We start from the raw sequence: 21,929 nt of genomic DNA on the forward strand, positions 1-21,929 counted from the left end.
CCGTCACGCGTCGCTGTCGGCCAGCCCTGGCAGCAGGCGCCAGTAGTTGACCGGCATAAGACGCTCCAGCCATGACAGGATGCGGGCGTCGTTACCAACAATAACCCGTGGCTTGTTGCGCTCGATGCCCCTGAGAATAATTTGTGCCGCCTTGGGCGGTGGCATGCGCAGCAGTCGGTTGGCACGCGCCAGTTTCCTCTGCTTCTCTGCGTCACTTTCACTGTCAGGAGAGCGGGCACTGGTCGCGATAGCAGTGGCGACGCCTCCCGGGTGCACCACGGTGACGCCAACATTGGTGTTGGTCAGCTCCAGTCTCAAGGCGTTGGAGAATCCGCGTACCGCAAACTTGCTCGCACAGTACGCGGTCTGGCCGGCGGGGGTAATGAGCCCGAACAGGCTGGAGATATTCACGATACGTGCCTCAGGCCGCTGTCGGAGCAGCGGCAGAAATGCCCGGCACAGGGTTACTACCGCGTCAAAATTGATCGACATCAGCCAGTCGAAGTTCTCCTCGCTGACCTGATCGAAGGTGCCGCCCAGGGCGACGCCGGCGTTATTGATCAGCAGATCAACACTGCCATGCTCTGCAACGACCGCTGACGGTAATGCGGCAACGGCTGACCGGTCCGATACATCTGTCGGATGCTCGCTGACCCTGGCACCAAGCGCCCGAGCCTGTGTCGCGGTTTCCGCCAGCGAATCGGGGTTGAGGTCCACGAGTGCCAGATGGCAACCACTACGGGCCAGCGCCACTGCCAGAGCCCGGCCGATGCCGCTGCCGGCGCCTGTCAGTACTGCTACACAATCCTTGATCTGCATGTTGTCTGTTTTCCTTGTTATTGAAACTGCATCACGCCGTCGTCGATACGGCCGTACTGAATGGTCAGCTTGTCTTTCAGGTAGCTCTGATGCACCTGCCAGGGCGCACGATCCCCCTGTTTGGGCAGCACATTGGCAGCGCGCTGAACGTAACCGGAAGTGAAGTCCAGGAAGGGTTGCTCCTGCACCGACGGGTCGCGGCGGACAACGGCGGTACGGTAGTGGTGCTTGTCCATATAGCGCAGCAGGCGGCAGGCGTAGTTGGCAGTCAGCTCGGCTTTCAGCGTCCAGGAAGCATTGGTGTAGCCAAAGGTCACTATCATATTGGGTACGTCACTGAGCATCATGCCCTTGTAGGACATGCGTTCATTGAAGCGCATCGGCTGCCCGTCAACACACACAGTCACATCGCCAAGGGCGTTCACCTTGAGCCCGGTCGCAGTCACGATGATGTCGGCCTCCAGCTCTTCACCAGAACTCAGGCGGATGCCATTCTCGGTGAAGCTGTCGATGGTATCGGTCACGACGCTGGCGCGACCGGCGCGCACGTCGCGGAACAGGTCGCCATCGGGTACCGCGCAGACACGTTGATCCCACGGCTTGTAATCCGGGGTGAAGTGCTTCATGTCGACGTCGCCAATCTGCGTCTTCACCATATGCAATACGCGCTCCTTGAACTGCTCAGGGCGATTGCGCGCAATCCGGTAGAAGAACTGGGTGAGGAACACGTTTTTCCAGCGGGTCAGCGAATGGGCCGCCTGCAGTGGCAGCCATTTCTGCAGCGTCTGAGCAACACCGTCGCGCTGCGGCCGGGCAACCACATAACTGGGAGTGCGCTGCAGCATGGTAACGTGTGCCGCAGTTCTGGTCATGGCCGGAACCAGCGTGACCGCGGTGGCACCACTACCGATAACCACCACACGCTTGCCAGTGTAATCAAGGTCTTCAGGCCAGAACTGCGGATGAATGATCTGCCCCTTGAATGCCCCTTCGTTTGGAAATGCAGGGCGGTAGCCTTCGTCGTAGCTGTAATAGCCGGAGCAAGAGAACAGGAAACGTGCCTGGTAATGCTCCTCTTGCTCATTACCCTCTGCGTCGGTAAGCAACGCGACCACATCCCACCGCCCATGTTCGCTGGACCAGTTGGCGGATACCACGCGACGCTGGAAGCGAATGTTATGAATGGCGCCCGAGTCTTCGGCAATTTCCTCGATATAGCGCTTGATGTCCGCGCCGTCGGCGATGGACTTGCGGTTGGCCCAGGGCTTGTAACTGTAGCTGAGGGTATACATGTCCGAATCGGAGCGGATGCCAGGGTAGCGGAACAGATCCCAGGTTCCGCCGATCGCCGCGCGGCGCTCCAGTATCAGATAGCGCTTGTCGGGGCATTGACTGCTCAGTGCATGTGCGGCGCCGATGCCCGACAGGCCCGCGCCGATGATAAGAACATCCAGTGGTACAGGTTCAAATGCATATTGTTCTTGTGTCATTGTGGTATCCCGTCACGTGGGTAGTGGTGACAATCTAGATTGTCATATACTCTTTGGCAATCTCCGTTGTCAGAATTCACCGAATGAATACAGCTACCTCAGTCAAACGCCGCTATCGTGGCTCCTCAACCGAAGAGCGCAGGGCGCAGCGCCGGCAGCAATTGATCGACGCCGCAACACGTATTTACGGCGAACACGGATACCGGCACTCCGGCGTCAAGCAGGTTTGTGACGCCGCAGGGTTGACCCAGCGCTATTTTTACGAGTCCTTCGGGCACAGTGACGAGTTGCTGATTGCCTGCTATGAACAGACCGCACGCAAGGTCCGCGAGCTGAATATGGCTGCAGCCGAAGCTGCCGGAGATGACCGTTCGGCCCGCAGCCGTGCAATGCTGCAGGCGTACTTCACCTATCTGAGGGATCATCCCCAGGAGGCACGCCTGTTACTGGTCGACATTCGGGGCATTAGCCCGTCAGTCGACGAAGCCATAGACCGCTCCCTCAGAGCCAGTAGCCAGGATATGACCCGCGCACTGGCACAGCCCGGTCAGCACTTCGACGAGATGCTGCAGGCCGGTATTCTTGGCGGGGTGATTCATATTGCTCTGTACTGGATGGAAAGCGGCTACCGGCATTCGGTGGAAGCGGTCACCGAGACAGCACTCAAGCTGGGAGCATCGCTGCTGGAGTAGGGTTCGCCGGTTTTGCGCACCCGAGGCGAAGGTGTCAACTTGAAAAGCTCCGCAATGCGCCGACAGCATTCCGGCCAGGGCAAGCGAAGCATCTGACTCTATCTTCTCATGCAGCCATCTGCCGAAAGTATCGGTACTGGCTGGGACACCGCGGAGACGCTGCTCTTACTCCGTCCCACAGGCTGACGCAGAGTTGTCGTAGGCCGGTAAGCCAACGATTTCTCCGCCAGGGCAGTATCGGAGTTCGGACAGATATTCTTCCGTATGCCCTGAGATTCTGCAAAATAAAAAAAACCCCGCACGAGGCGGGGTTTTTTACGAGGCAGCTATCAGAGCTGAGCGACCGGGATGGACGCAGCGGCTTTCTGGTAGGACTCGATTTCGTTGAAGTTCATGTAGCGGTATACGTCGGCAGCCATGCTGTCGATCTGCGCGGCGTATTCCATGTACTCTTCAACAGTCGGCAGTTTGCCCAGGATCGATGCAACCGAGGCCAGCTCGGCGGACGCCAGGAACACATCTGCACCATCACCCAGACGGTTCGGGAAGTTCCGTGTGGAGGTGGAAACAACGGTCGACTTGGCAGCAACACGTGCCTGGTTACCCATGCACAGCGAGCAGCCCGGCATTTCCATGCGCGCACCGGCCTTGCCGTAGATGCCGTAATAGCCTTCTTCGGTCAGCTGGTACTGGTCCATCTTGGTCGGCGGAGCCAGCCACAGACGGGTCGGGATAGCGCCCTTGTTCTTCTCGAGCAGCTTGCCGGCAGCGCGGAAGTGGCCGATGTTGGTCATGCAGGAACCGATGAAGACTTCATCGATTTTCTGGCCGGCAACCTCAGACAGCAGACGGGCATCGTCCGGGTCGTTCGGTGCACACAGTACCGGCTCCTTGATGTCGGCCAGATCGATTTCGATCACGGCGGCATACTCGGCGTCAGCATCGGCAGCCATCAGGCTCGGGTTGGCCAGCCACTCTTCCATTGCCTTGGCGCGACGCTCCAGGGTACGCGGATCCTGATAGCCGTTGGCAATCATCCAGCGCAGCAGGACGATGTTGGACTTCAGGTACTCGGCAACCGACTCTTCGCTCAGCTTGATGGTACAGCCGGCAGCAGAGCGCTCGGCAGACGCATCAGACAACTCGAACGCTTGCTCGGCAGTCAGGTGATCCAAGCCTTCGATCTCGAGAATACGGCCGGAGAAGATGTTCTTCTTGCCTTTCTTCTCGACAGTCAGCAGGCCTTGCTGAATGGCGTAGTAGGGGATGGCATGAACCAGGTCACGCAGGGTGATACCAGGCTGCATCTTGCCCTTGAAGCGAACCAGAATGGATTCCGGCATGTCCAGCGGCATTACGCCGGTGGCTGCTGCGAAGGCGACCAGACCGGAGCCGGCCGGGAAGGAGATGCCCATCGGGAAACGGGTGTGAGAGTCACCACCGGTACCAACGGTATCAGGCAGCAGCATGCGGTTCAGCCAGCTGTGGATGATGCCGTCACCCGGACGCAGCGCAACACCACCACGGTTGTGGATGAAGTCGGGCAGGGTGTGGTGAGTGGTTACGTCGATCGGCTTCGGATACGCCGCGGTGTGACAGAACGACTGCATGACCAGATCGGCAGAGAAGCCCAGGCACGCCAGGTCCTTCAGCTCGTCACGGGTCATCGGGCCAGTGGTGTCCTGGGAACCGACGGTGGTCATCTTCGGCTCGCAGTAGGTGCCGGGGCGAATGCCTTCAACGCCACAGGCCTTACCGACCATCTTCTGTGCCAGGGTGTAACCCTTGCCAGTGTCAGCCGGCTGATCGGGCTTGCGGAACAGGTCGGAAGCACCCAGGCCCAGTTCAGCACGGGCCTTTTCGGTCAGGCCGCGACCGATGATCAGCGGGATACGGCCGCCAGCGCGGACTTCATCCAGCAGTACCTGAGTCTTCAGCTCGAAGGTGGTGATGACGTCGTCAGTACCGTGCTTGCAAACCTTGCCTTCGTACGGGTAAACGTCGATGACGTCGCCCATGTTCAGGTTGGTGCAATCGAATTCGATCGGCAGCGCGCCGGCGTCTTCCATGGTGTTGTAGAAGATCGGAGCGATCTTGGTGCCGAAGCAGAAACCACCGCCGCGCTTGTTCGGCACGTAGGGGATGTCGTCACCGAAGAACCACAGCACGGAGTTGGTGGCGGACTTGCGAGAAGAACCGGTACCCACAACGTCGCCGACGTAGGCAACCGGGAAGCCTTTGGCTTTGGCTTCTTCGATCTGCTTCAGCGGGCCAACAACGCCCGGCTCGGTCGGCTCGATACCGTCACGGGCCATTTTCAGCATGGCCAGAGCGTGCAGCGGGATGTCGGGGCGGGACCAGGCATCCGGAGCCGGGGACAGGTCGTCGGTGTTGGTTTCGCCCGGCACCTTGAATACGGTGAGGGAAATCTTTTCGGCCACAGCAGGCTTGTTGACAAACCATTCGCCGTCAGCCCAGGACTGCAGTACCGCCTTGGCGTGAACGTTGCCAGCCTTGGCTTTTTCGGCAACGTCGTGGAAGGCGTCAAACATCAGCAGGGTGTGCTTGAGTTGTTCGGCAGCAGTGGCGGCCAGTGCTGCGTCGTCCAGCAGCTCCACCAGAGTGGCGATGTTGTAACCGCCCTGCATGGTGCCCAGCAGCTCAACTGCGCGCTCTTTGGTCAGCAGCGGCGAGGTGGCTTCGCCCTTGGCGATAGCGGAGAGGAAACCGGCCTTGACGTAGGCGGCTTCGTCTACGCCCGGCGGGACGCGATTGGTGAGCAGGTCAAGCAGAAACTCTTCTTCACCTGCCGGCGGGTTTTTCAGCAGATCAACCAGACCTGCAGTTTGTTCGGCGTTCAGCGGCTGAGGAACGACGCCCTGAGCAGCGCGCTCTTCAACGTGTTTGCGATAGGCTTCAAGCACAGTTATTACCCTCATCAGTCTGTTCCGATCGTGTCGGAACGGTCATCCTCTCGGACTCCGGGAAGCACTGAATAAGCATCTTGGACAAGGGAGTTATTCAGTGCTTCCCTAAAGTGTGGCGACAATAAGACTGCGACAGACGTCTACCCGTTCTGGTGGGGGGCAACCTGGGGTAACTGGTGGCAGATACGTAACGGGTTGCGGGCTGACGCCTGAAACACAGCCCTAACGGCGGGCCGATTCTACAGGATGCCGAACGTAAAGTTAAGTTGCAGCGCAGCTGTATCCCCACTGAGTCAATCAGCTGTTCCGGGTAGGGCCGGTCCTTTATCATGCGCATTTTAAGCGTTGGCAACTCGAGTCTATGGCGGATCAACCTCTTTACTACGAGAAAACACCCTGTATCGGTCTGTGTTCGACGGTATACGGCGATCAGGTGTGCCGGGGCTGCAAGCGATTCAGCCATGAGATTGTGGCCTGGAATCGATACGATGTGGCGGCGCGCAAGGCCGTCTGGCAGCGTCTTGAGCAGCTCCTTGATCAGGTTGTCTGGGCGCGGCTCGAGCTGGTCTCTACGCTTGAGCTGGATCAGGCGCTGGAGTGCTCCAGAGTGGCAGTGGATGCGGCGATGCCGCTCGGCGTCAAGGTGCAGCGTTGGCTGGCACGGGCGGGAGATCTGCCGCTTCAAACGGCTGGACTGAGACTGCGGGACCGGTGGGAAGGGCTCTCAACCCGGCAGCTCCGAGATGAGATAGATCAAACGTTTCTCGTCTTGTCGCAGGCCTATTACGACCGGCGTATGCCGCCGGTCGCATGATGCAGGGCTACTTTTCCAGCAACGCTTCCAGGTGCGCCAGAGTGTCTTCCGGCTTGAGCACCAGAATATCGCTGTCGAGCTGATCCAGCACCACTTCGGCAGTGTTGCCGATGAGCGCACCAGCCAGCCCCTTGCGGGCGATGGTGCCAATCACCGTAACGCTGGCACCCAGCTGGCCAGCAACCTGGGGGATGAGGAAGTCGGCCGGACCTTCTGCAATATGCAGGTGCGCCGAATCGATGCCGTACTGCGTTGTGTATTGGCCGGCCTTTTCCAGGTAGTCGGCGGCGATACGCTCCTTCAACTGGTAATCCGGATCTGCAGACGACAACATCGGGGCAGGGTGAGCGCTGACCAGATGCAGTTGGCCGCCGACCATCTCGGCAATGTCCGCTGCGTGACTGACGATGGTGTCGTGCAGCACGTGGTGCTGGTCGTCGTGATTACCGACATCGACCGCCGCCAGCACGTTGCCCTTCATCCAGCTGTCACCATTCTTGACCATCAGAACGGGGGCAGGGCAGTAGCGCAGAAGCTTCCAGTCATCCGGGGTCAGCAGCGCCTTGCGCAGCGGATTGTCGGGGCGGTGCTGCTTGACCACCAGATCGCAGCCCTCACGGGTAACCGCGCGACAAATGGTGTCGGTGAGGTTGTTGTGCCAGTCCTGGGTAACACTGCAGCGAATGCCCTTGGCATCCTGTTCCACTCGCAGGCGTGCCAGCAGATCGCTGTAGTCCTGGCGGTCCTCACAGACCAAAAGATGCAGTTCGCATTCAATAAAACCAGCGATGAGGCTGGCACGGGTCAGCGCAACCTGCTCCTGCTGGGATGGGTCGATAACTACTAGAATGCGTTTGACGGCTTGCATGCGGTTCTCCCTGTCTTGATTTTTTTAACGCGTTTGAACGTTGACTTAAATGTAGCCGCTTTTCACCTGGCTTGTGTTGATCCAAGTCTATTCGGGCTGCTGATAGAGTCTCTCAGCAGGTATACTGCCGGGCGTTAAGAACTGACCTGTGACGGACACCATGCTGCCCGAAGAATTGCTCGCGTTTCTGCCTTGCCGAACCCCGGATGCCTGGATCGAACAGGCACTTAACCATCCCGAAGAGCTGCTGATCGACCACGCCAACTGTGAGAAGAAGGCCGCCTCAACTGCGTTGATGCTGATGTTTCGCTACGTCGACAAACCGGATCTGCTGCAAAAAATGTCCCGACTTGCGCGTGAGGAGTTGCGCCATTTCGAGCAGGTTACCAGCATCATGAACAAGCGCGGCATCAGCTATCGAGGGCTGTCTGCCAGCCAATATGCCCAGCGTCTGCGCCAGCACGTGCGCACTACCGAGCCAGGCAGGCTGGTCGATACCCTGATTGTCGGTGCGTTTATCGAGGCGCGGTCCTGTGAACGCTTTGCCAAGCTGGCACCGCATCTGGATGAGGAGCTGGGTGATTTCTATCGTTCGCTGCTCAAGTCGGAGGCCCGCCACTATCAGGACTACCTGCGCCTGGCGAAAAACTACGCCGGCGAACCTATTGACGAACATATTGCCCGCTTTGCCGCGGTTGAGCGTGACGCCATTTTCGCTGATGATGCCGACTTTCGGTTCCACAGTGGTGTTGCAGCCTGATCACCGAACTCAGATTGCGACGAAGAGTCTGTCGTGGTACCACATCCATTTCGGAGCAAGGGAATGAGCATGTCGAGGTTGTCGAGCCTGCAGCAATTTACCCGTCTATGTGCGCTTGGCGCCGGATTGCTGATTGGCGGTGATACGCTGGCAGCAGTCGAGAACAGCTGCGAGCGCATCGTCGCTACTGGCAATCCCGACTACCCCCCACTGGTTTGGGCGCCCGAAGGTGAAAAGGCGCTGACCGGTGTCGCCATTGAAATGTTGCAACTGGCGCTCAAAGACTCGGGGATCCGCATCGAAGTACTGGACCTGGGGTCCCGAGCCAAGGCGCTGGAGGCGGTCGAGGCAGGGCAGGTTGACGTGATGGCTGGCCTGTACCTGTCGCGCGAGCGATTGCAGACCCTGGATTTCGTCTACCCGGCGATCATCGATGTGCCAAGCGTCATCTTCGTCCGGCGCGGCGCGGCGTTCCCCTACAGCGGCTGGCAAGACCTTCAGGGCCGCCGCGGGGCTGCGCAGCAGGGCAGCCGTTTCGGCCTGTCCTTCGACACCTATGCAGCAGATAATCTCGCGCTGGAGCGGTTGAGTACCGGTGAGGCGGCGTTGCGCAAGCTGCTGGACGGCAAGCTCGACTATGTAGTGCTTGAGCGTTATCAGGGGCTGGCTCTGGCCCAGCAGATGGGCGTTGATGCGCAGCTCGATACCCTTGAAGGCTCCTTTATCAACGCGCCGCTTTACCTCGCGGTCTCCCACAACTCGGTGTGCAATTCACCAGCTCTGCGCTCTGCACTGGCCCTGGGCATGCAGGAGCTGGCTCAGCGAAACGAGGCGGGCAGGCTGCTCGACAAGTATCGCCAGCTCTGGGCAGCCCCGTTTCGGCCGGCGACCGAAGCTGCGGACATACCTGTCGCGGAATAACCTCCGGGCCGCCCGCACACAGATGCTTGACGGCTGATCTGTACTGGTCAACTGTATTGTATCTGTAGCTTTTGCAGCGGCAGTGCTGCGAGTTAGTCTTCGCGCTCAGTCACCACTCTGTCGGAGGAAGCCAGCATGACCAGTCTGCTCTATCAAAAAATTGCGCGGCAGCTGGCAGAAGACATCCAGAAGGGCGTATACCGTCCCGGCGAACGAGTCCCCTCGGTACGCAAGCTGAGCACCCAGAAGGGTGTCAGCCACGCCACGGTGCTGCAGGCCTATGCAACCCTTGAGGATCAGGGGCTGATCCATGCTCGCCCACAATCCGGATACTACGTTCATCAGACTCCGGCACTGACCGCACCAACCCCTCAGATTGCCAGGGTTGAAGCGCCCTATGCGGTGACGCGCAGTAGCATCATTACCGAGATTCTGTCGCAGGCGCGTCGTGAAGGCGCCATTCCGCTTGGAGCGGCAGTACCGTCGAGTGAATACCTCCCACTGCGGGCGCTGCACCAGCAAATGAGCAAGGTGACGCGCTTCCACAGCCAGAAGGCCTTCAGCTACACCTTCAGTCCCGGATTTGAGCCGCTGCGGCGCCAGGTGGCCATACGCATGCGCGATGCCGGAGCGATGGTAGATCCGGCCAACGTCGTCATTACCAATGGTTGTGTGGAGGCGCTGCAACTGTCTTTGCGTGCAGTCACTCGGCCAGGCGATCTGATTGCAACCGAGTCCCCCAGTTATTACGGTCTGGTGCAACTGTGCCAGCTACTGGACCTTAAGGTCGTCGAGATCCCTACCGACCCCGACAGCGGACTAAGTCTGGAAGCGCTGCAACGTGCTCTGGACAAGTGGCCGATCAAGGCTCTGGTGATGACCGCAAGAGCGGGCAATCCGATGGGGGCTACCATGCCGGAGGCGCGCCAGCGCAAGCTGGTGGCAATGATGGCGCAGCGTCAGCTCACTATTATTGAAGATGACATCTATGGCGAGCTGATGTTTGATCATGGCCAGTCCAAGGCACTCAAGGCTTATGACTGCTCGGACACCGTGATTTACTGCTCCAGTTTCTCCAAGACCATTTCACCCGGAGTGCGCACCGGCTGGCTGGTTACGCGGCGCTATCAGGAGGCCATTGAGCAGCTGCAGACTTTTACTACGCTGTCGGCTTGCAGTGTCAGCCAGATGGCGGTTGCGGCCTATCTTGAGAACGGCGGTTACGACCGGCACCTGAGGCATATTCGTCAGGAATATTGCAAAAACCTTAGCCAGTTCCAGCTTGCGGTCCAGCAATATTTCCCCGAGGGTACTCAGATCACCAGGCCAAAGGGTGGCTTCATTCTCTGGGTCAGCCTGCCGGGCGGCGTAGACACGCTGACGCTGTTTAACCGTGCAATGGCCCACAACATCAGCATCGCCCCGGGAGTGGTCTTTAGCAACTCCGACCAGTTCAACCACTGCCTGCGCCTGAACTGCGGCATCCCATGGAATCGGGCGACAGAGCAGGCGGTCATGACGCTTGGCGTACTGGCACGTCAGTTGATTCTTGAAACAGAACAGTCCCGAGCAGAGAGTCCAATAAAAATAGCAATTTAAATCAAACAGTTAATGCATGTATTTAAAGTAAAAAAGCCTGCATGCGCAGGCTTTTCAGACTGCTGACGAACCCCGCATTTTCGCGGGGTTTCGTTTTTCTGGGACGCTTGCAATGATTTTCCCTGTGTTGACTGATTCAGCCTGCGAAGGCCCCAATTCCCTCCGAGTAGCTGCACTTTTGGCTTCGCAGCCAAGTGCCGCGTCTTATCCCGGATTGTAGGCGTAAAAGCATCGCCAGCAGGCGGGCAATCTTCTTCATGTTTTGGCAGGCGGCTGCCAGCAGGCACTGTTTCATTACCTTGCGCACTCCACGGAATCGGGCATAACGGTGCCCGTGCAGCTCCTTGGCGTCCGCAAAGCTGCGCTCAACGGTTTCCTTGCGCCTGGCATAGATGCGCTTGCCTTCAGGGGTAAGACGGTTCTGGTTAATCCGCTCCTTGGCGTCCTCCCAGACATGCCGCACGACAACCTTGACGTGGCTTCGACTGCGAGTGCATTGGTCTCGTAATGGACACTCTCGGCATTGCTGCGGGTCGGACTTGTACTCGCGATAACCGGCCCGATTAGTCGTGCTGTACGGCAGGAACTGATTGTTTGGGCACAGGTAACCGTCACGCTCTGCATCGTAGGTGAACTGGCGTTTATAGAAGTAACCTTGCTTGTGATTGGGGCGGCGGTAGCCAATCACGCCGAAGAGGTCTCGCTCCTCTAGCCCTTTGCAGATCGCTGCCGTGAAGTAGCCAGCATCCAGAGCAACGGCCAGCGGTGTCAGAGAAAAGCGCTCGCATTGGCGGTCCAGTCGTTCAAGGTAAGGTCGGCTGTCATGCACATTGCCGGGGGTAACAAAGGTGTCCGTGATAATGGCGTGTTTGCCGTCTACCGTGCGGTGGTCGAGATAGAAAAAACCTTGCGGCTTGTTGTCCCGCGTCATGAATCCGCTCTCAGGATCAGTGGTGCTGACCTTGGTTTCCTTGAACTCAGGCTCGCTGGCTTTGGGCTTTAGCGGTTGCTTGCCGTGCGCTTGGCGATCAGCGTCGATGGCCGCATTGAGCTCGGCCAGATAATCAACAGGACGCTGCTCAACCTGATGCACGCTGAAACGCTGCTTGTTGGCACTGGCTTTGAGGTGCGTGCTGTCGGTGTGCAATACCTCGCCACCAATCAGGCCCTTCTGCATCGCTTGCTCGACAATCCCATCAAAGATGACTTGCTCGATATCTGTATCGGCAAAGCGACGGCGGCGGTTCTGGCTCAGGGTCGAAGCATCGGGCACCTTGTCAGTCAGACTCAGATCCAGAAACCAGCGATAGGCAACGTTAACCTGAATCTCGCGCATCAACTGTCGTTCACTGCGCACGCCAAACAAGTATCCAATAAACAGCATCTTGAACAGCATAACCGGGTCAATCGCCGGACGACCGTTGTCAGCGCAATACAGGTGCTGCGTGGCAGGCCGAATAAACTCGAAATCGATATGGCGGGCGATCTTGCGCAGCAGATGATCGGCGGGCACCAGCTCTTCGAGGGTGACCATCTCCAGCGCGTGCTGTTTGGGTGAAGGGGGTTTGAGCATCGGGTTGGCCTGCAGTAAACGACAACCCATTAAACAAAAGCCCCCGCCTTTCGGCTAGGGGCTTTGTCAGCAGTCTGAAAAGCCTGCATGCGCAGGCTTTTTTGGTTCTGTCTGACGCTATTGGGCAGTGGCAGCGCTGGCACTTTCACGCAGCTTTTGGTGTTCCCGGGTCAGCTTCTGCGACAGTTCGATGATCTGCTCGCGCATCCAGCGGTTGGCGGGATCCTGATCAGTGCTCTCGTGCCAGAACAGGTGGGTTTCGATGGCAGGCACATCATCGATTGGCAGCGTCGTCCAGTGAAGGTTATGTCGCTGCGCGAACCGCTCATGTACCGTCATGATCAGGTCCGTTGACTCAAGCACCAGTGGCGCCATCTGATAATGCTGCGAACGCATGACAACGCGGCGCTGAATACCCATTTTGCCCAGGGCAAGATCCACATGACCCAGGCCGTTGCGACGGCTGGAGATATGTATGTGTGACTGGGCAAGATAATCGTCCAGAGTGATCTTGTCTTTCTTGGCCAGCGGATGCCCCTTGCGCATCACGCAGACATGGCGATCTTCGAACAACTTGACGTGACGAACCTGAGTATCAGTATTCAGCGGCGCATCAATGGCAAAATCCAGTCGCCCGGCGGCCAGCTCCTTGGTGGTTTCGCGGCGCTTGATCAGGAAACTGTCAATGTTGATGTTGGGCGCAGACCGGCGAATGCGAGAGGCCAGATGCGGCAGAATGACCGCCTCGGTGAGGTCCGTCATGCTGATGCGATAGGTTTTGGTTGCCTGCTCGGGAACGAAACTGCGACTTTCCTGCACCGACACCCGCAGCAGCTGAAGGGCGTTGCGAACAGGCGTGATGATATTTTGCGCCATTGGCGTCGGCACCATGCCCTGGGCCGTGCGCACGAACAGCGGATCGTTGAAGGTCTCGCGCAATCGAGCCAGCGCGTTACTGACCGCAGGTTGAGTGATGCCGACGATCTGGCCAGCCCTTGTCAGATTGGCTTCGGTGTAGATCGCGTCAAAGACAATGAACAGATTCAGGTCGACCTTACTGAGGTTCATCGCAACTTCCTTTAGTTAAATGACTCACGTCGAGACAAGGCAGTTCAGCACAAGGGCCAAGTATATATCGCTTATGAATGTTAATACACGGCAAAAATAGGTTAGATAAATCCATTAGCGTCATCTAGCATTTTGATCGTCGATACCAAACCAACCAAAGGCAACCACTATGGATTTCGGATACTCCCCCAAGGTTAAAGAGCTGCGCGAGCGCGTAGACAGCTTCATGCAGGAGCATGTGTTCCCGGCTGAACCCATCTTTCACCAGCAGGTAGCGGAAGGCGACCGCTGGCAGCCCACTGCCATCGTTGAGGAGCTGAAAGTCAAGGCGCGCGCAGCCGGACTGTGGAACCTGTTCCTGCCGGAGTCCGACCTTGGGGCAGGCCTCACCAACCTGGAATACGCACCGCTGGCCGAACTGATGGGCCGTTCCGGCCTGGCGTCTGAAGCCTTTAACTGCAGCGCTCCCGATACCGGCAACATGGAAACCATCGTTCGCTACGGTTCCGAAGAGCACAAGGAAAAGTGGCTCAAGCCCCTGCTGGCCGGTGAGATCCGCTCCTGCTTCGGTATGACCGAGCCGGGCGTTGCTTCCTCTGATGCCACCAACATGCAAGCCAATGCGCGCCGCGAAGGTGACGAGTGGGTCATCAACGGCCGCAAATGGTGGACTTCCGGTGCTTGCGACCCGCGCTGCAAGATCATGATCTTCATGGGTCTGACCAACCCTGATGCGCCGCGTCACCAGCAGCACTCCATGATTCTGGTGCCGATGGACTCCCCCGGCCTGAAAGTAATCCGCCCATTGCCAGTGTTTGGTTACGACGATGCGCCGCACGGTCATGCCGAAGTAGTGCTGGAAAACGTCCGCGTACCATACTCCAACGTACTGCTGGGCGAGGGTCGCGGTTTCGAGATCGCTCAAGGTCGCCTCGGCCCGGGCCGCATCCACCACTGCATGCGTTCCATTGGTGCGGCAGAGCGTGCGCTCGAGCTGATGTGCAAGCGTTCCGTCGAGCGTGAAGCCTTTGGCAAGCGCCTGGCTCAACTGGGTGGCAACATCGACCTGATCGCCCAATCGCGCATCGAGATCAATCAGGCTCGCCTGCTGACCCTGAACGCCGCTTACATGATGGATACCGTAGGCAACAAGGTCGCCAAGAGCGAAATCGCTCAGATCAAGGTGGTAGCACCGAACGTTGCGCTGAACGTCATTGATCGCGCCATTCAGATGCATGGCGGTGCGGGTGTTTCAGACGACTTCCCGCTGGCTCACATGTATGCCATGCAGCGCACGCTGCGCCTGGCAGACGGTCCGGACGAAGTTCACCGTGCAGCGATCGGCAAACTGGAAGTCGGCAAGTACATGCCGCGCTAAGCTTCCGGCTGTTAAAAAACCCGCTCTCGCAGCGGGTTTTTTAATGTCGGCTGATGCCTCACGGGGCACTATGGCGAATTGACCTGCGTGAGTCGGAAGCCGGTCGGGCATCGGGGTCTGATTTGGCGGGCGCAACAACGCACACCCGATTTGCTCGGATGAGACAGAGTCTGGGTGGCGTTGCGATCAGCCGGGCGAGGGCAGGGAGGCCCGGCAGGGGACTGCGACTATCAGCGGGCGCGGTAGGTAATGCGACCTTTGGTCAGGTCGTAGGGGGTCAGTTCAACGCGTACCTTGTCGCCAGTCAGGATGCGAATATAGTTCTTGCGCATCTTGCCTGAAATGTGGGCAGTCACGACATGGCCGTTTTCCAGTTCAACGCGGAACATGGTGTTCGGCAGGGTGTCGATGATGGTGCCTTCCATTTCAATGCTGTCTTCTTTTGCCATTAAGCAACGACCTCTCGGGGTGGATTCTGGGTGGGCTATTGGTTGGTTACCCACAAAAAAGGTGGCCAATTGTGCCTGAAAACCGCACTTGAGCCAAGTTTGGCTGGATATTTTTACTGTTTATGTCGTTTCAGGTCAGGCGAACCCATTGCTGATTCACCAGCATCTCGAGTGGTCGGTACTCGGTTTTATAGTTCATCTTTCGGCAATTTCGGATCCAGTAGCCGAGATAAACCGCTGCGAGCCCTTGTCTGCGAGTCTCCTCGACCTGCCAGAGGATGGCATAACGGCCGAGACTGCGACGGGTTTCATCCGGCTCAAAGAAGGTGTAGACGGCCGATAATCCGTTATTCAGTTGATCGGTAACCGCTACAGCCAGCAAGCGATCCTCTTGATCCCGGAACGCATAAAAGCGGCAGAACTCCCAATTCTTGGCAAGAAAGGAGGCGAACTGATCCTTACTGGGGGGATACATGTCGCCATCTGCATGACGCGCGCAAATGTAGCGCTCGTATAGCGCGTAGATCTCGTCGGTCAGCTCAGGCTTGAGCTCGAATACCTGCAAGTCACGATTTCGCTTGAGTATTCGCTTCTGGGCCGAGGTGGGAGTGAAGGCATCGACAGGAATACGCGCAGGAATGCAGGCGTTGCAGTCCTTGCAATGCGGACGATAGAGATGATCGCCGCTGCGCCGAAACCCGAGATCAGAGAGCTGGCTGTATGTTTCCAGGTTGATCGGCTGCTGCGGATCAAGGAACAACGTCGTCGCCCGCTGATCCGGCAGATAGCTGCAAGGATGAGGGTGCGTGGCGTAAAACTTGAGTTGCGACAGGTCGGTCATGGGGTCTTCCCGGACAGCACTGGCCCGAGTATACGGCGAGCCTCGCGCGGGTTCAAAGCGCGTGCTGTCGCCATGCGTCTGCTGCATCTGGAGGGCACAGCCTTGCCAGCTCATGCAAAAAGGCTGCTCGCGGCATGCTTTCGGCCCCCAGACTGAACAGGTGGTCCGTTGGCATCTGACAGTCGATCAACTCAAAGCCCCATTGCCCGAGTTGTTCAACCAGCGTTATGAACCCCAGCTTGGACGCATTGCTCGCTCGGCTGAACATGGATTCACCAAAAAACACCTTGCCCAGCGCAACGCCATACAAGCCACCAACCAAAAGACCGTCCTGCCAGACTTCTACCGAGTGGGCGATGCCCGCACGATGCAGATCGATGTAGGCCTGCTGCATCTGCGGAGTGATCCAGGTGCCGTCGGCGTAGTGCCGGGGCTCCGCGCAGGCGCGAATGACGGAGGAGAAGTCCTGGTCGAGGGTGACCCGCATACGCTGCTGGCTGATCAGCTTGCGCATGCTGCGCGAGACATGCAGGCCGTCCGGCCGCAGAACCGTTCTGGGATCAGGGCACCACCACAGGATCGGCTGGCCAGGGGCGTACCACGGGAAGATTCCATGCCGGTAGGCGGTGATCAGGCGTGGAACCGATAAATCGCCGCCGGCAGCCAGCAACCCGTTTGGTTCTTCCATCGCATGATCGGCAGACGGAAAGGCAAGGTCCTTTGCAGTTAACCAGGTCAGGTGCGCCATACGTGCTCCAGGTCGGCTTCAGTAATTCAAATGGTTTATCAGATTCGGGTTATAAGCTATTGTCCTGAATGAATAAAGCAGTACGCCGGGGCGGAACATTCAGAGCGCCTGACTGTCTGCTGTCCGATCAATGTGCCACGCGGTTATGAAATCGGCCTGATCAAGCCTTACAATACCCGCCTGAATCCAAATGGAAGCGTTGTTTTGAAGGAAACTGCAGCCCAGAAAATGTCGATGCCGTGGCGTGAGCAGCTGGCGTTGCGCCTGCGTGAGGGCGCCTTGCTGGCCATGATAGCCCTGTGCCTCTACCTGTGCATGGCGTTGTTTACCTTCGAGCCCAGCGATCCGGGCTGGACCCGCAGCAGCGGCAGTGCCGACGTACAGAATGCAGGGGGCGCCATGGGGGCCTGGATCGCCGACGTGCTGTTGCTGTCGCTCGGCTACCTGGCATTTCTGTTCCCGCTCATCGTCGCAGTAAAGGTGTACCAGATGTTCCGTCGGCGCCATGAGCCCATGATCTGGAACGGCTGGCTGTTTTCCTGGCGGCTGATCGGCTTTGTGCTGACGCTGTTTGCCGGTACGGCGCTGGCAGCGCTGCATGGCTCTCCGGGTGCCCACTTCCCCGAAGGCGCAGGCGCGGGAGGTGTGTTGGGCCAACTGTTGCGCGACCTGACTTACCCTGCGCTCAACATGCAGGGCAGCACCTTGCTGTATCTGACCCTGTTTCTGTTCGGGCTGACCGTTTTCACCAACCTGTCGTGGCTGCGGGTTATGGATATTACCGGGCGGCTGACGCTGGACCTGTTTGATCTGCTCAAGCGCGCCTGGGCCGGGTGGCGGGGCCGACGCGCGGCATCGTCTGTTGCGGTTGCTCCGGCGCGCGAGCCGCGCCCGGCACCCGGACCGCGCAAGGAGCCCTCATTCAGCGCGGAGGAACAGAAACGGGCGGACGCATCACGTGCTCAGCGCCAGGAAGCGCTGGCCAGGCATGTGGCGGCGCAGGAAAACCGCACTCCGCCGGAAATTGTCCCGCTGGATACCAAGCCGGTGGAGGCCAGCGTTCGCACCCAGAAGGAAAAACAGGTCCGCCTGTTTACCGACACAGCCGCCCCGGACTCATTGCCGCCCATTTCGCTGCTGGACCCGGCCAGCAAGAAAACCAAGGGCTTCTCTGCAGAGTCGCTGGAAGGGATGTCTCGCCTGCTTGAGATCAAGCTCAAGGACTTTGGCGTCGACGCGCAGGTTGAGAAGGTACAACCCGGACCGGTCATTACCCGGTTTGAAATTCAGCCTGCCCCGGGCGTGAAGGTCAGCAAGATTTCCAACCTGGCCAAGGATCTGGCTCGCTCGCTTGCCGTCATCAGTGTGCGTGTGGTTGAGGTCATTCCGGGCAAGACCACGGTGGGTATCGAGATTCCCAATGAGGATCGCGAGATCGTTCGCTTGTCCGAAGTGCTGGAAACCCGCGAGTTCGACGAAGCCCAGTCCCCGGTCACCCTGGCCCTTGGGCACGATATCGGCGGTCATCCGGTGATGGCGGACCTTGCCAAAATGCCCCACCTGCTGGTCGCAGGTACCACGGGCTCAGGTAAATCGGTTGGCGTTAACGCCATGCTGCTGAGCATCCTGTTCAAGGCCACGCCCTCGGAAGTGCGTCTGATCATGGTTGACCCAAAGATGCTCGAGCTGTCCATCTACGAGGGGATTCCGCACCTGCTGGCACCGGTCGTGACCGATATGAAGGAGGCCTCCAACGCGCTGCGCTGGTGTGTCGCCGAGATGGAGCGTCGCTACAAGCTGATGGCCGCAATGGGCGTGCGCAACCTGGCCGGGTTCAACCGCAAGGTTAAAGACGCGGCCAAGGCTGGCACACCGCTGACCGATCCGCTGTATCGCCGCGAAAGCATGGATGACCTGCCGCCGGAACTTGAGGCGCTGCCGGTGATCGTAGTGGTAATCGACGAATTTGCCGACATGATGATGATCGTCGGCAAGAAGGTCGAGGAACTGATTGCGCGTATTGCCCAAAAGGCGCGTGCTGCCGGCATTCACCTGATTCTGGCAACGCAGCGCCCATCGGTGGACGTGATCACCGGTCTTATCAAGGCAAATATTCCGACCCGTATGGCCTTCCAGGTATCCAGCAAGATCGACTCGCGCACCATCCTGGATCAGGGTGGGGCAGAGCAACTGCTGGGGCACGGTGACATGCTCTACATGCCTCCCGGCACCAGCCTGCCTGTGCGGGTGCACGGCGCCTTTGTCTCCGATGATGAGGTCCATCGCCTGGTAGATGCGTGGAAACAGCGTGGCGAGCCGGATTACATCCAGGACATTCTGGACGGTGCCGACGACTCCGCAACCAGCGGCAGCTATGATGGCGGCAGCGGCGGCGACGACAGCGAGGAGGACGCGCTGTACGACGAAGCCGTGCGCTTCGTTACCGAAAGCCGTCGGGCGTCCATCTCGGCAGTACAGCGCAAGCTCAAGATTGGCTATAACCGCGCCGCGCGCATGATCGAAGCCATGGAAATGGCCGGCGTGGTTACCTCAATGAATACCAATGGCTCGCGCGAGGTCATCGCACCGCCGCCGATCCGCGACTGAGTGGAGAAACGCACTATTATGTTGAATTTTCTGTCTGGCTGGCGTTGGCTGGGGCTGTGTGCGGCGCTGCTCGGTACGCCGGCACTGGCGCAGGACGATGCAGACGCAGCAGCGCAGCGCCTGAACGAGCTGCTCTCGGCAGCCAATACCCTGACCGCCAACTTTTCCCAGATGACGCTCAGCTCCAACGGCTCCAATTTGCAGGAAACCAGCGGCCAGGTCACCCTGCAGCGTCCCGGCAAGTTCCGCTGGCATACCGATCCGCCGCTGGAGCAGGTGCTGGTCTCCGACGGCCAACAGGTTTGGCTGTATGACCCGGACCTCATGCAGGTCACTATTCAGAAGCTGGATCAGCGCCTGACCCACACGCCGGCACTGCTGCTGTCGGGCGATGTCAGCACCCTCACGGACAATTTCAGCATCCGCTGGACCCAGGGTGGCAGCGTGGATGACTTTGTGCTGACGCCCAAGGCCAGTGACACCATGTTTGAGACTCTGAGGCTGTCTTTCCGTGACGGACTGATCAACGACATGCAGCTCAATGACCCGATAGGCCAGCGCACCAATATCCTGTTCCAGAACGTTGCGCTGAATGCACCGGTAGCCGGGTCACAGTTCACCTTCGAGGTACCGGACGGAGTCGACGTCATCAGTGAATAACCGCGGCCTGTTTGCGCCGCCGGCGCCGCGCGAGCCGCTGGCAGCGCGAATGCGTCCGCGCACGCTCGATGAATACGCTGGCCAGGAGCATCTGCTCGGGGCCGGTCGCCCGCTGCGCACCGCGCTTGAGCAGGGCGCTCTGCACTCGATGATCTTCTGGGGCCCGCCGGGCGTCGGCAAAACGACCCTGGCACGGCTGATCGCCACCGTGAGTGACGCCCACTTTGAGACCCTGTCTGCCGTACTGGCCGGGGTAAAGGACATTCGCCAGGCGGTGGACATTGCCCGCCAGAACTACGCCGCCAATGGCCGCCGAACTATCCTGTTTGTCGATGAGGTCCATCGTTTCAACAAGGCCCAGCAAGACGCCTTCCTGCCGTATGTTGAAGACGGTACGCTGTTGTTTATTGGCGCCACCACGGAAAACCCCTCTTTTGAACTGAATAATGCGCTGCTGTCCCGTGCCCGGGTGTATGTGCTCAAGGGGCTTGATGAAGACGCGCTGGGTGGTCTGCTTGATCGCGCCCTGACAGACAGCGAGCGTGGGCTCGGCGCACTGCAACTGCAATTGGCGCCGCAGGCCCGGCAGCTGCTGCTGGATGCATCCGATGGAGACGCCCGCCGATTGCTGAACCTGCTGGAGATCGCTGCCGATCTGGTGGAGCAGGGCGGCGTGATTGAAGCCGATCTGCTTGGCGAGCTGCTGAGTGATACCCGCCGCCGTTTCGACAAGGGCGGCGAAGCCTTTTATGATCAGATTTCCGCGCTGCACAAGTCGGTGCGAGGTTCCAATCCGGATGCCGCACTGTACTGGTTCGCGCGTATGCTCGATGGCGGCTGTGATCCCCTGTATATCGCCCGTCGCGTCGTGCGCATGGCCAGCGAGGACATTGGCAACGCCGACCCGCGCGCATTGACGCTGTGCCTCAACGCCTGGGATGTCCAGGAGCGCCTTGGCAGCCCGGAAGGCGAGCTGGCGGTGGCCCAGGCCATCACCTATCTGGCTTGTGCGCCGAAGAGCAACGCGGTGTATAACGCATTCAACACCGCCGTGCGTGATGTTGCCGGCCAGGGGTCGCTGGACGTGCCGATGCATTTACGTAATGCGCCGACCAAGCTGATGAAAGACCTGGGTTACAACGAGGGCTATCGCTACGCCCACGACGAGCCCGAAGCCTATGCCGCCGGTGAAGACTATTTCCCCGAGGCGCTTGAGCCTCGCCGCTATTACCAGCCGGTCCCGCGCGGACTTGAACTGAAAATCGCCCAGAAGCTGCAGCACTTGCGATCACTGGATGCGGCGAGCAGCAGGCAACGGAGGAAGGATGATTAAGCTGTATCTGGCTGTCATGCTGGGCGGCTCGCTGGGAGCGGCGGCACGTTATGGTGTGGCGCAGTGGTCAGCTGCCCACTGGCCCAAGTTGTTCCCGTTACCGACCTTGATCGTGAATCTGCTCGGATGCCTGCTGATCGGTGTACTATACGGCCTTTGGCTGGATCGCCCGGACCTGTCCCCCATGCTGCGCCAAACGCTGGTAGTGGGGTTCCTTGGTGCCTTTACCACCTTCTCGACCTTCTCGCTGGATACCCTCCGGATGCTGGAGAACGGTGAAGGTCTGCTGGCTCTGGCTTACATTCTGCTCAGTGTGTGCGTTGGTTTGTTCGCCACCTGGGCCGGCCTGTCGCTCGCGCGCTGACCGGCTGCCACCTGAAAC

General features: G+C 59.0%; 19 protein-coding genes. 10 read left to right on the forward strand and 9 right to left on the reverse strand.

Annotation, left to right across the window (positions count from 1 at the left end; translation table 11 throughout):
• Positions 1-3: 3 nt before the first annotated feature.
• On the reverse strand, positions 4-819 hold the full coding sequence (locus ACZ5WQ_RS04895; RefSeq protein WP_088274263.1) for an SDR family NAD(P)-dependent oxidoreductase: 816 nt from the start codon (positions 817-819) through the stop codon (positions 4-6).
• A gap of 17 nt (positions 820-836) precedes the next feature.
• Entirely contained in the window at positions 837-2,309 is a 1,473-nt protein-coding gene (locus ACZ5WQ_RS04900; RefSeq protein WP_464383273.1) for a flavin-containing monooxygenase, read from the reverse strand.
• Positions 2,310-2,392: 83 nt separating this feature from the next.
• Between ACZ5WQ_RS04900 and ACZ5WQ_RS04905 the strand changes: the two genes are divergently transcribed.
• Complete coding sequence (locus tag ACZ5WQ_RS04905) at positions 2,393-3,001, forward strand: TetR/AcrR family transcriptional regulator (RefSeq protein ID WP_088274261.1); 609 nt, start codon at positions 2,393-2,395, stop codon at positions 2,999-3,001.
• A gap of 329 nt (positions 3,002-3,330) precedes the next feature.
• Here ACZ5WQ_RS04905 and acnB read toward each other — a convergent pair whose 3' ends face one another.
• Positions 3,331-5,925: a bifunctional aconitate hydratase 2/2-methylisocitrate dehydratase gene (gene acnB / locus ACZ5WQ_RS04910; protein WP_464383620.1), complete on the reverse strand. Its 2,595-nt coding sequence runs from the start codon at positions 5,923-5,925 to the stop codon at positions 3,331-3,333.
• A 364-nt stretch (positions 5,926-6,289) separates the two neighbouring features.
• Here acnB and ACZ5WQ_RS04915 point away from each other — a divergent pair, with 364 nt between their 5' ends.
• Positions 6,290-6,742 carry a DUF1289 domain-containing protein gene (locus ACZ5WQ_RS04915; RefSeq protein WP_233049644.1) on the forward strand — a complete coding sequence of 151 codons (453 nt, stop codon included), beginning with the start codon at positions 6,290-6,292 and terminating at the stop codon, positions 6,740-6,742.
• A gap of 7 nt (positions 6,743-6,749) precedes the next feature.
• Here ACZ5WQ_RS04915 and ACZ5WQ_RS04920 read toward each other — a convergent pair whose 3' ends face one another.
• On the reverse strand, positions 6,750-7,610 hold the full coding sequence (locus ACZ5WQ_RS04920; RefSeq protein WP_088274258.1) for a universal stress protein: 861 nt from the start codon (positions 7,608-7,610) through the stop codon (positions 6,750-6,752).
• Between the two features lie 160 nt (positions 7,611-7,770).
• Between ACZ5WQ_RS04920 and ACZ5WQ_RS04925 the strand changes: the two genes are divergently transcribed.
• The 3 genes from ACZ5WQ_RS04925 to ACZ5WQ_RS04935 all read left to right on the forward strand — a co-directional run bounded on the left by ACZ5WQ_RS04925 (position 7,771) and on the right by ACZ5WQ_RS04935 (position 10,890).
• Positions 7,771-8,370, forward strand: a complete 600-nt coding sequence (locus tag ACZ5WQ_RS04925; protein ID WP_088274345.1) for a MiaE family protein — start codon at positions 7,771-7,773, stop codon at positions 8,368-8,370.
• Between the two features lie 69 nt (positions 8,371-8,439).
• Positions 8,440-9,291, forward strand: a complete 852-nt coding sequence (locus ACZ5WQ_RS04930) for a substrate-binding periplasmic protein (RefSeq protein ID WP_228244917.1) — start codon at positions 8,440-8,442, stop codon at positions 9,289-9,291.
• Between the two features lie 135 nt (positions 9,292-9,426).
• On the forward strand, positions 9,427-10,890 hold the full coding sequence (locus ACZ5WQ_RS04935) for an aminotransferase-like domain-containing protein (RefSeq protein ID WP_464383274.1): 1,464 nt from the start codon (positions 9,427-9,429) through the stop codon (positions 10,888-10,890).
• A 136-nt stretch (positions 10,891-11,026) separates the two neighbouring features.
• On the opposite strand, the gene ACZ5WQ_RS04940 is transcribed toward ACZ5WQ_RS04935, so the two are convergent.
• Positions 11,027-12,463: an IS1182 family transposase gene (locus tag ACZ5WQ_RS04940; RefSeq protein ID WP_464383621.1), complete on the reverse strand. Its 1,437-nt coding sequence runs from the start codon at positions 12,461-12,463 to the stop codon at positions 11,027-11,029.
• 117 nt (positions 12,464-12,580) lie between these two features.
• The gene (locus ACZ5WQ_RS04945) at positions 12,581-13,531 is read right to left on the reverse strand and encodes a LysR family transcriptional regulator (RefSeq protein WP_228244915.1); all 951 of its coding nucleotides are present in this window, start codon (positions 13,529-13,531) and stop codon (positions 12,581-12,583) included.
• Positions 13,532-13,700: 169 nt separating this feature from the next.
• On the opposite strand from ACZ5WQ_RS04945, the gene ACZ5WQ_RS04950 reads away from it, so the two are divergent.
• Positions 13,701-14,909 carry an acyl-CoA dehydrogenase gene (locus tag ACZ5WQ_RS04950; protein WP_088274254.1) on the forward strand — a complete coding sequence of 403 codons (1,209 nt, stop codon included), beginning with the start codon at positions 13,701-13,703 and terminating at the stop codon, positions 14,907-14,909.
• A 230-nt stretch (positions 14,910-15,139) separates the two neighbouring features.
• Here ACZ5WQ_RS04950 and infA read toward each other — a convergent pair whose 3' ends face one another.
• The 3 genes from infA to aat form a co-directional block, all read right to left on the reverse strand.
• Positions 15,140-15,358 carry a translation initiation factor IF-1 gene (gene infA, locus ACZ5WQ_RS04955; protein ID WP_080050557.1) on the reverse strand — a complete coding sequence of 73 codons (219 nt, stop codon included), beginning with the start codon at positions 15,356-15,358 and terminating at the stop codon, positions 15,140-15,142.
• Positions 15,359-15,488: 130 nt separating this feature from the next.
• A complete protein-coding gene (locus ACZ5WQ_RS04960) occupies positions 15,489-16,199 on the reverse strand; it encodes an arginyltransferase (protein ID WP_088274253.1) in 711 nt (236 codons plus the stop codon).
• Positions 16,200-16,251: 52 nt separating this feature from the next.
• On the reverse strand, positions 16,252-16,947 hold the full coding sequence (gene aat / locus ACZ5WQ_RS04965; protein WP_464383275.1) for a leucyl/phenylalanyl-tRNA--protein transferase: 696 nt from the start codon (positions 16,945-16,947) through the stop codon (positions 16,252-16,254).
• A 204-nt stretch (positions 16,948-17,151) separates the two neighbouring features.
• On the opposite strand from aat, the gene ACZ5WQ_RS04970 reads away from it, so the two are divergent.
• Genes ACZ5WQ_RS04970 through crcB form a run of 4 tightly spaced genes read left to right on the forward strand, consistent with a single transcriptional unit; the run spans position 17,152 to position 21,911 of the window.
• Positions 17,152-19,554, forward strand: coding sequence for a DNA translocase FtsK (locus ACZ5WQ_RS04970; RefSeq protein ID WP_432649117.1), 2,403 nt, complete (start codon positions 17,152-17,154; stop codon positions 19,552-19,554).
• 18 nt (positions 19,555-19,572) lie between these two features.
• On the forward strand, positions 19,573-20,214 hold the full coding sequence (gene lolA, locus ACZ5WQ_RS04975) for an outer membrane lipoprotein periplasmic chaperone LolA (protein WP_269687357.1): 642 nt from the start codon (positions 19,573-19,575) through the stop codon (positions 20,212-20,214).
• Between the two features lie 49 nt (positions 20,215-20,263).
• Positions 20,264-21,547 carry a replication-associated recombination protein A gene (locus tag ACZ5WQ_RS04980; protein ID WP_285677160.1) on the forward strand — a complete coding sequence of 428 codons (1,284 nt, stop codon included), beginning with the start codon at positions 20,264-20,266 and terminating at the stop codon, positions 21,545-21,547.
• Positions 21,540-21,911: a fluoride efflux transporter CrcB gene (gene crcB, locus ACZ5WQ_RS04985; protein ID WP_088274249.1), complete on the forward strand. Its 372-nt coding sequence runs from the start codon at positions 21,540-21,542 to the stop codon at positions 21,909-21,911. The genes ACZ5WQ_RS04980 and crcB overlap by 8 nt, the downstream gene beginning before the upstream one ends.
• Positions 21,912-21,929: the final 18 nt, after the last annotated feature.

This window comes from Halopseudomonas sp. T1L2, from assembly GCF_055397385.1.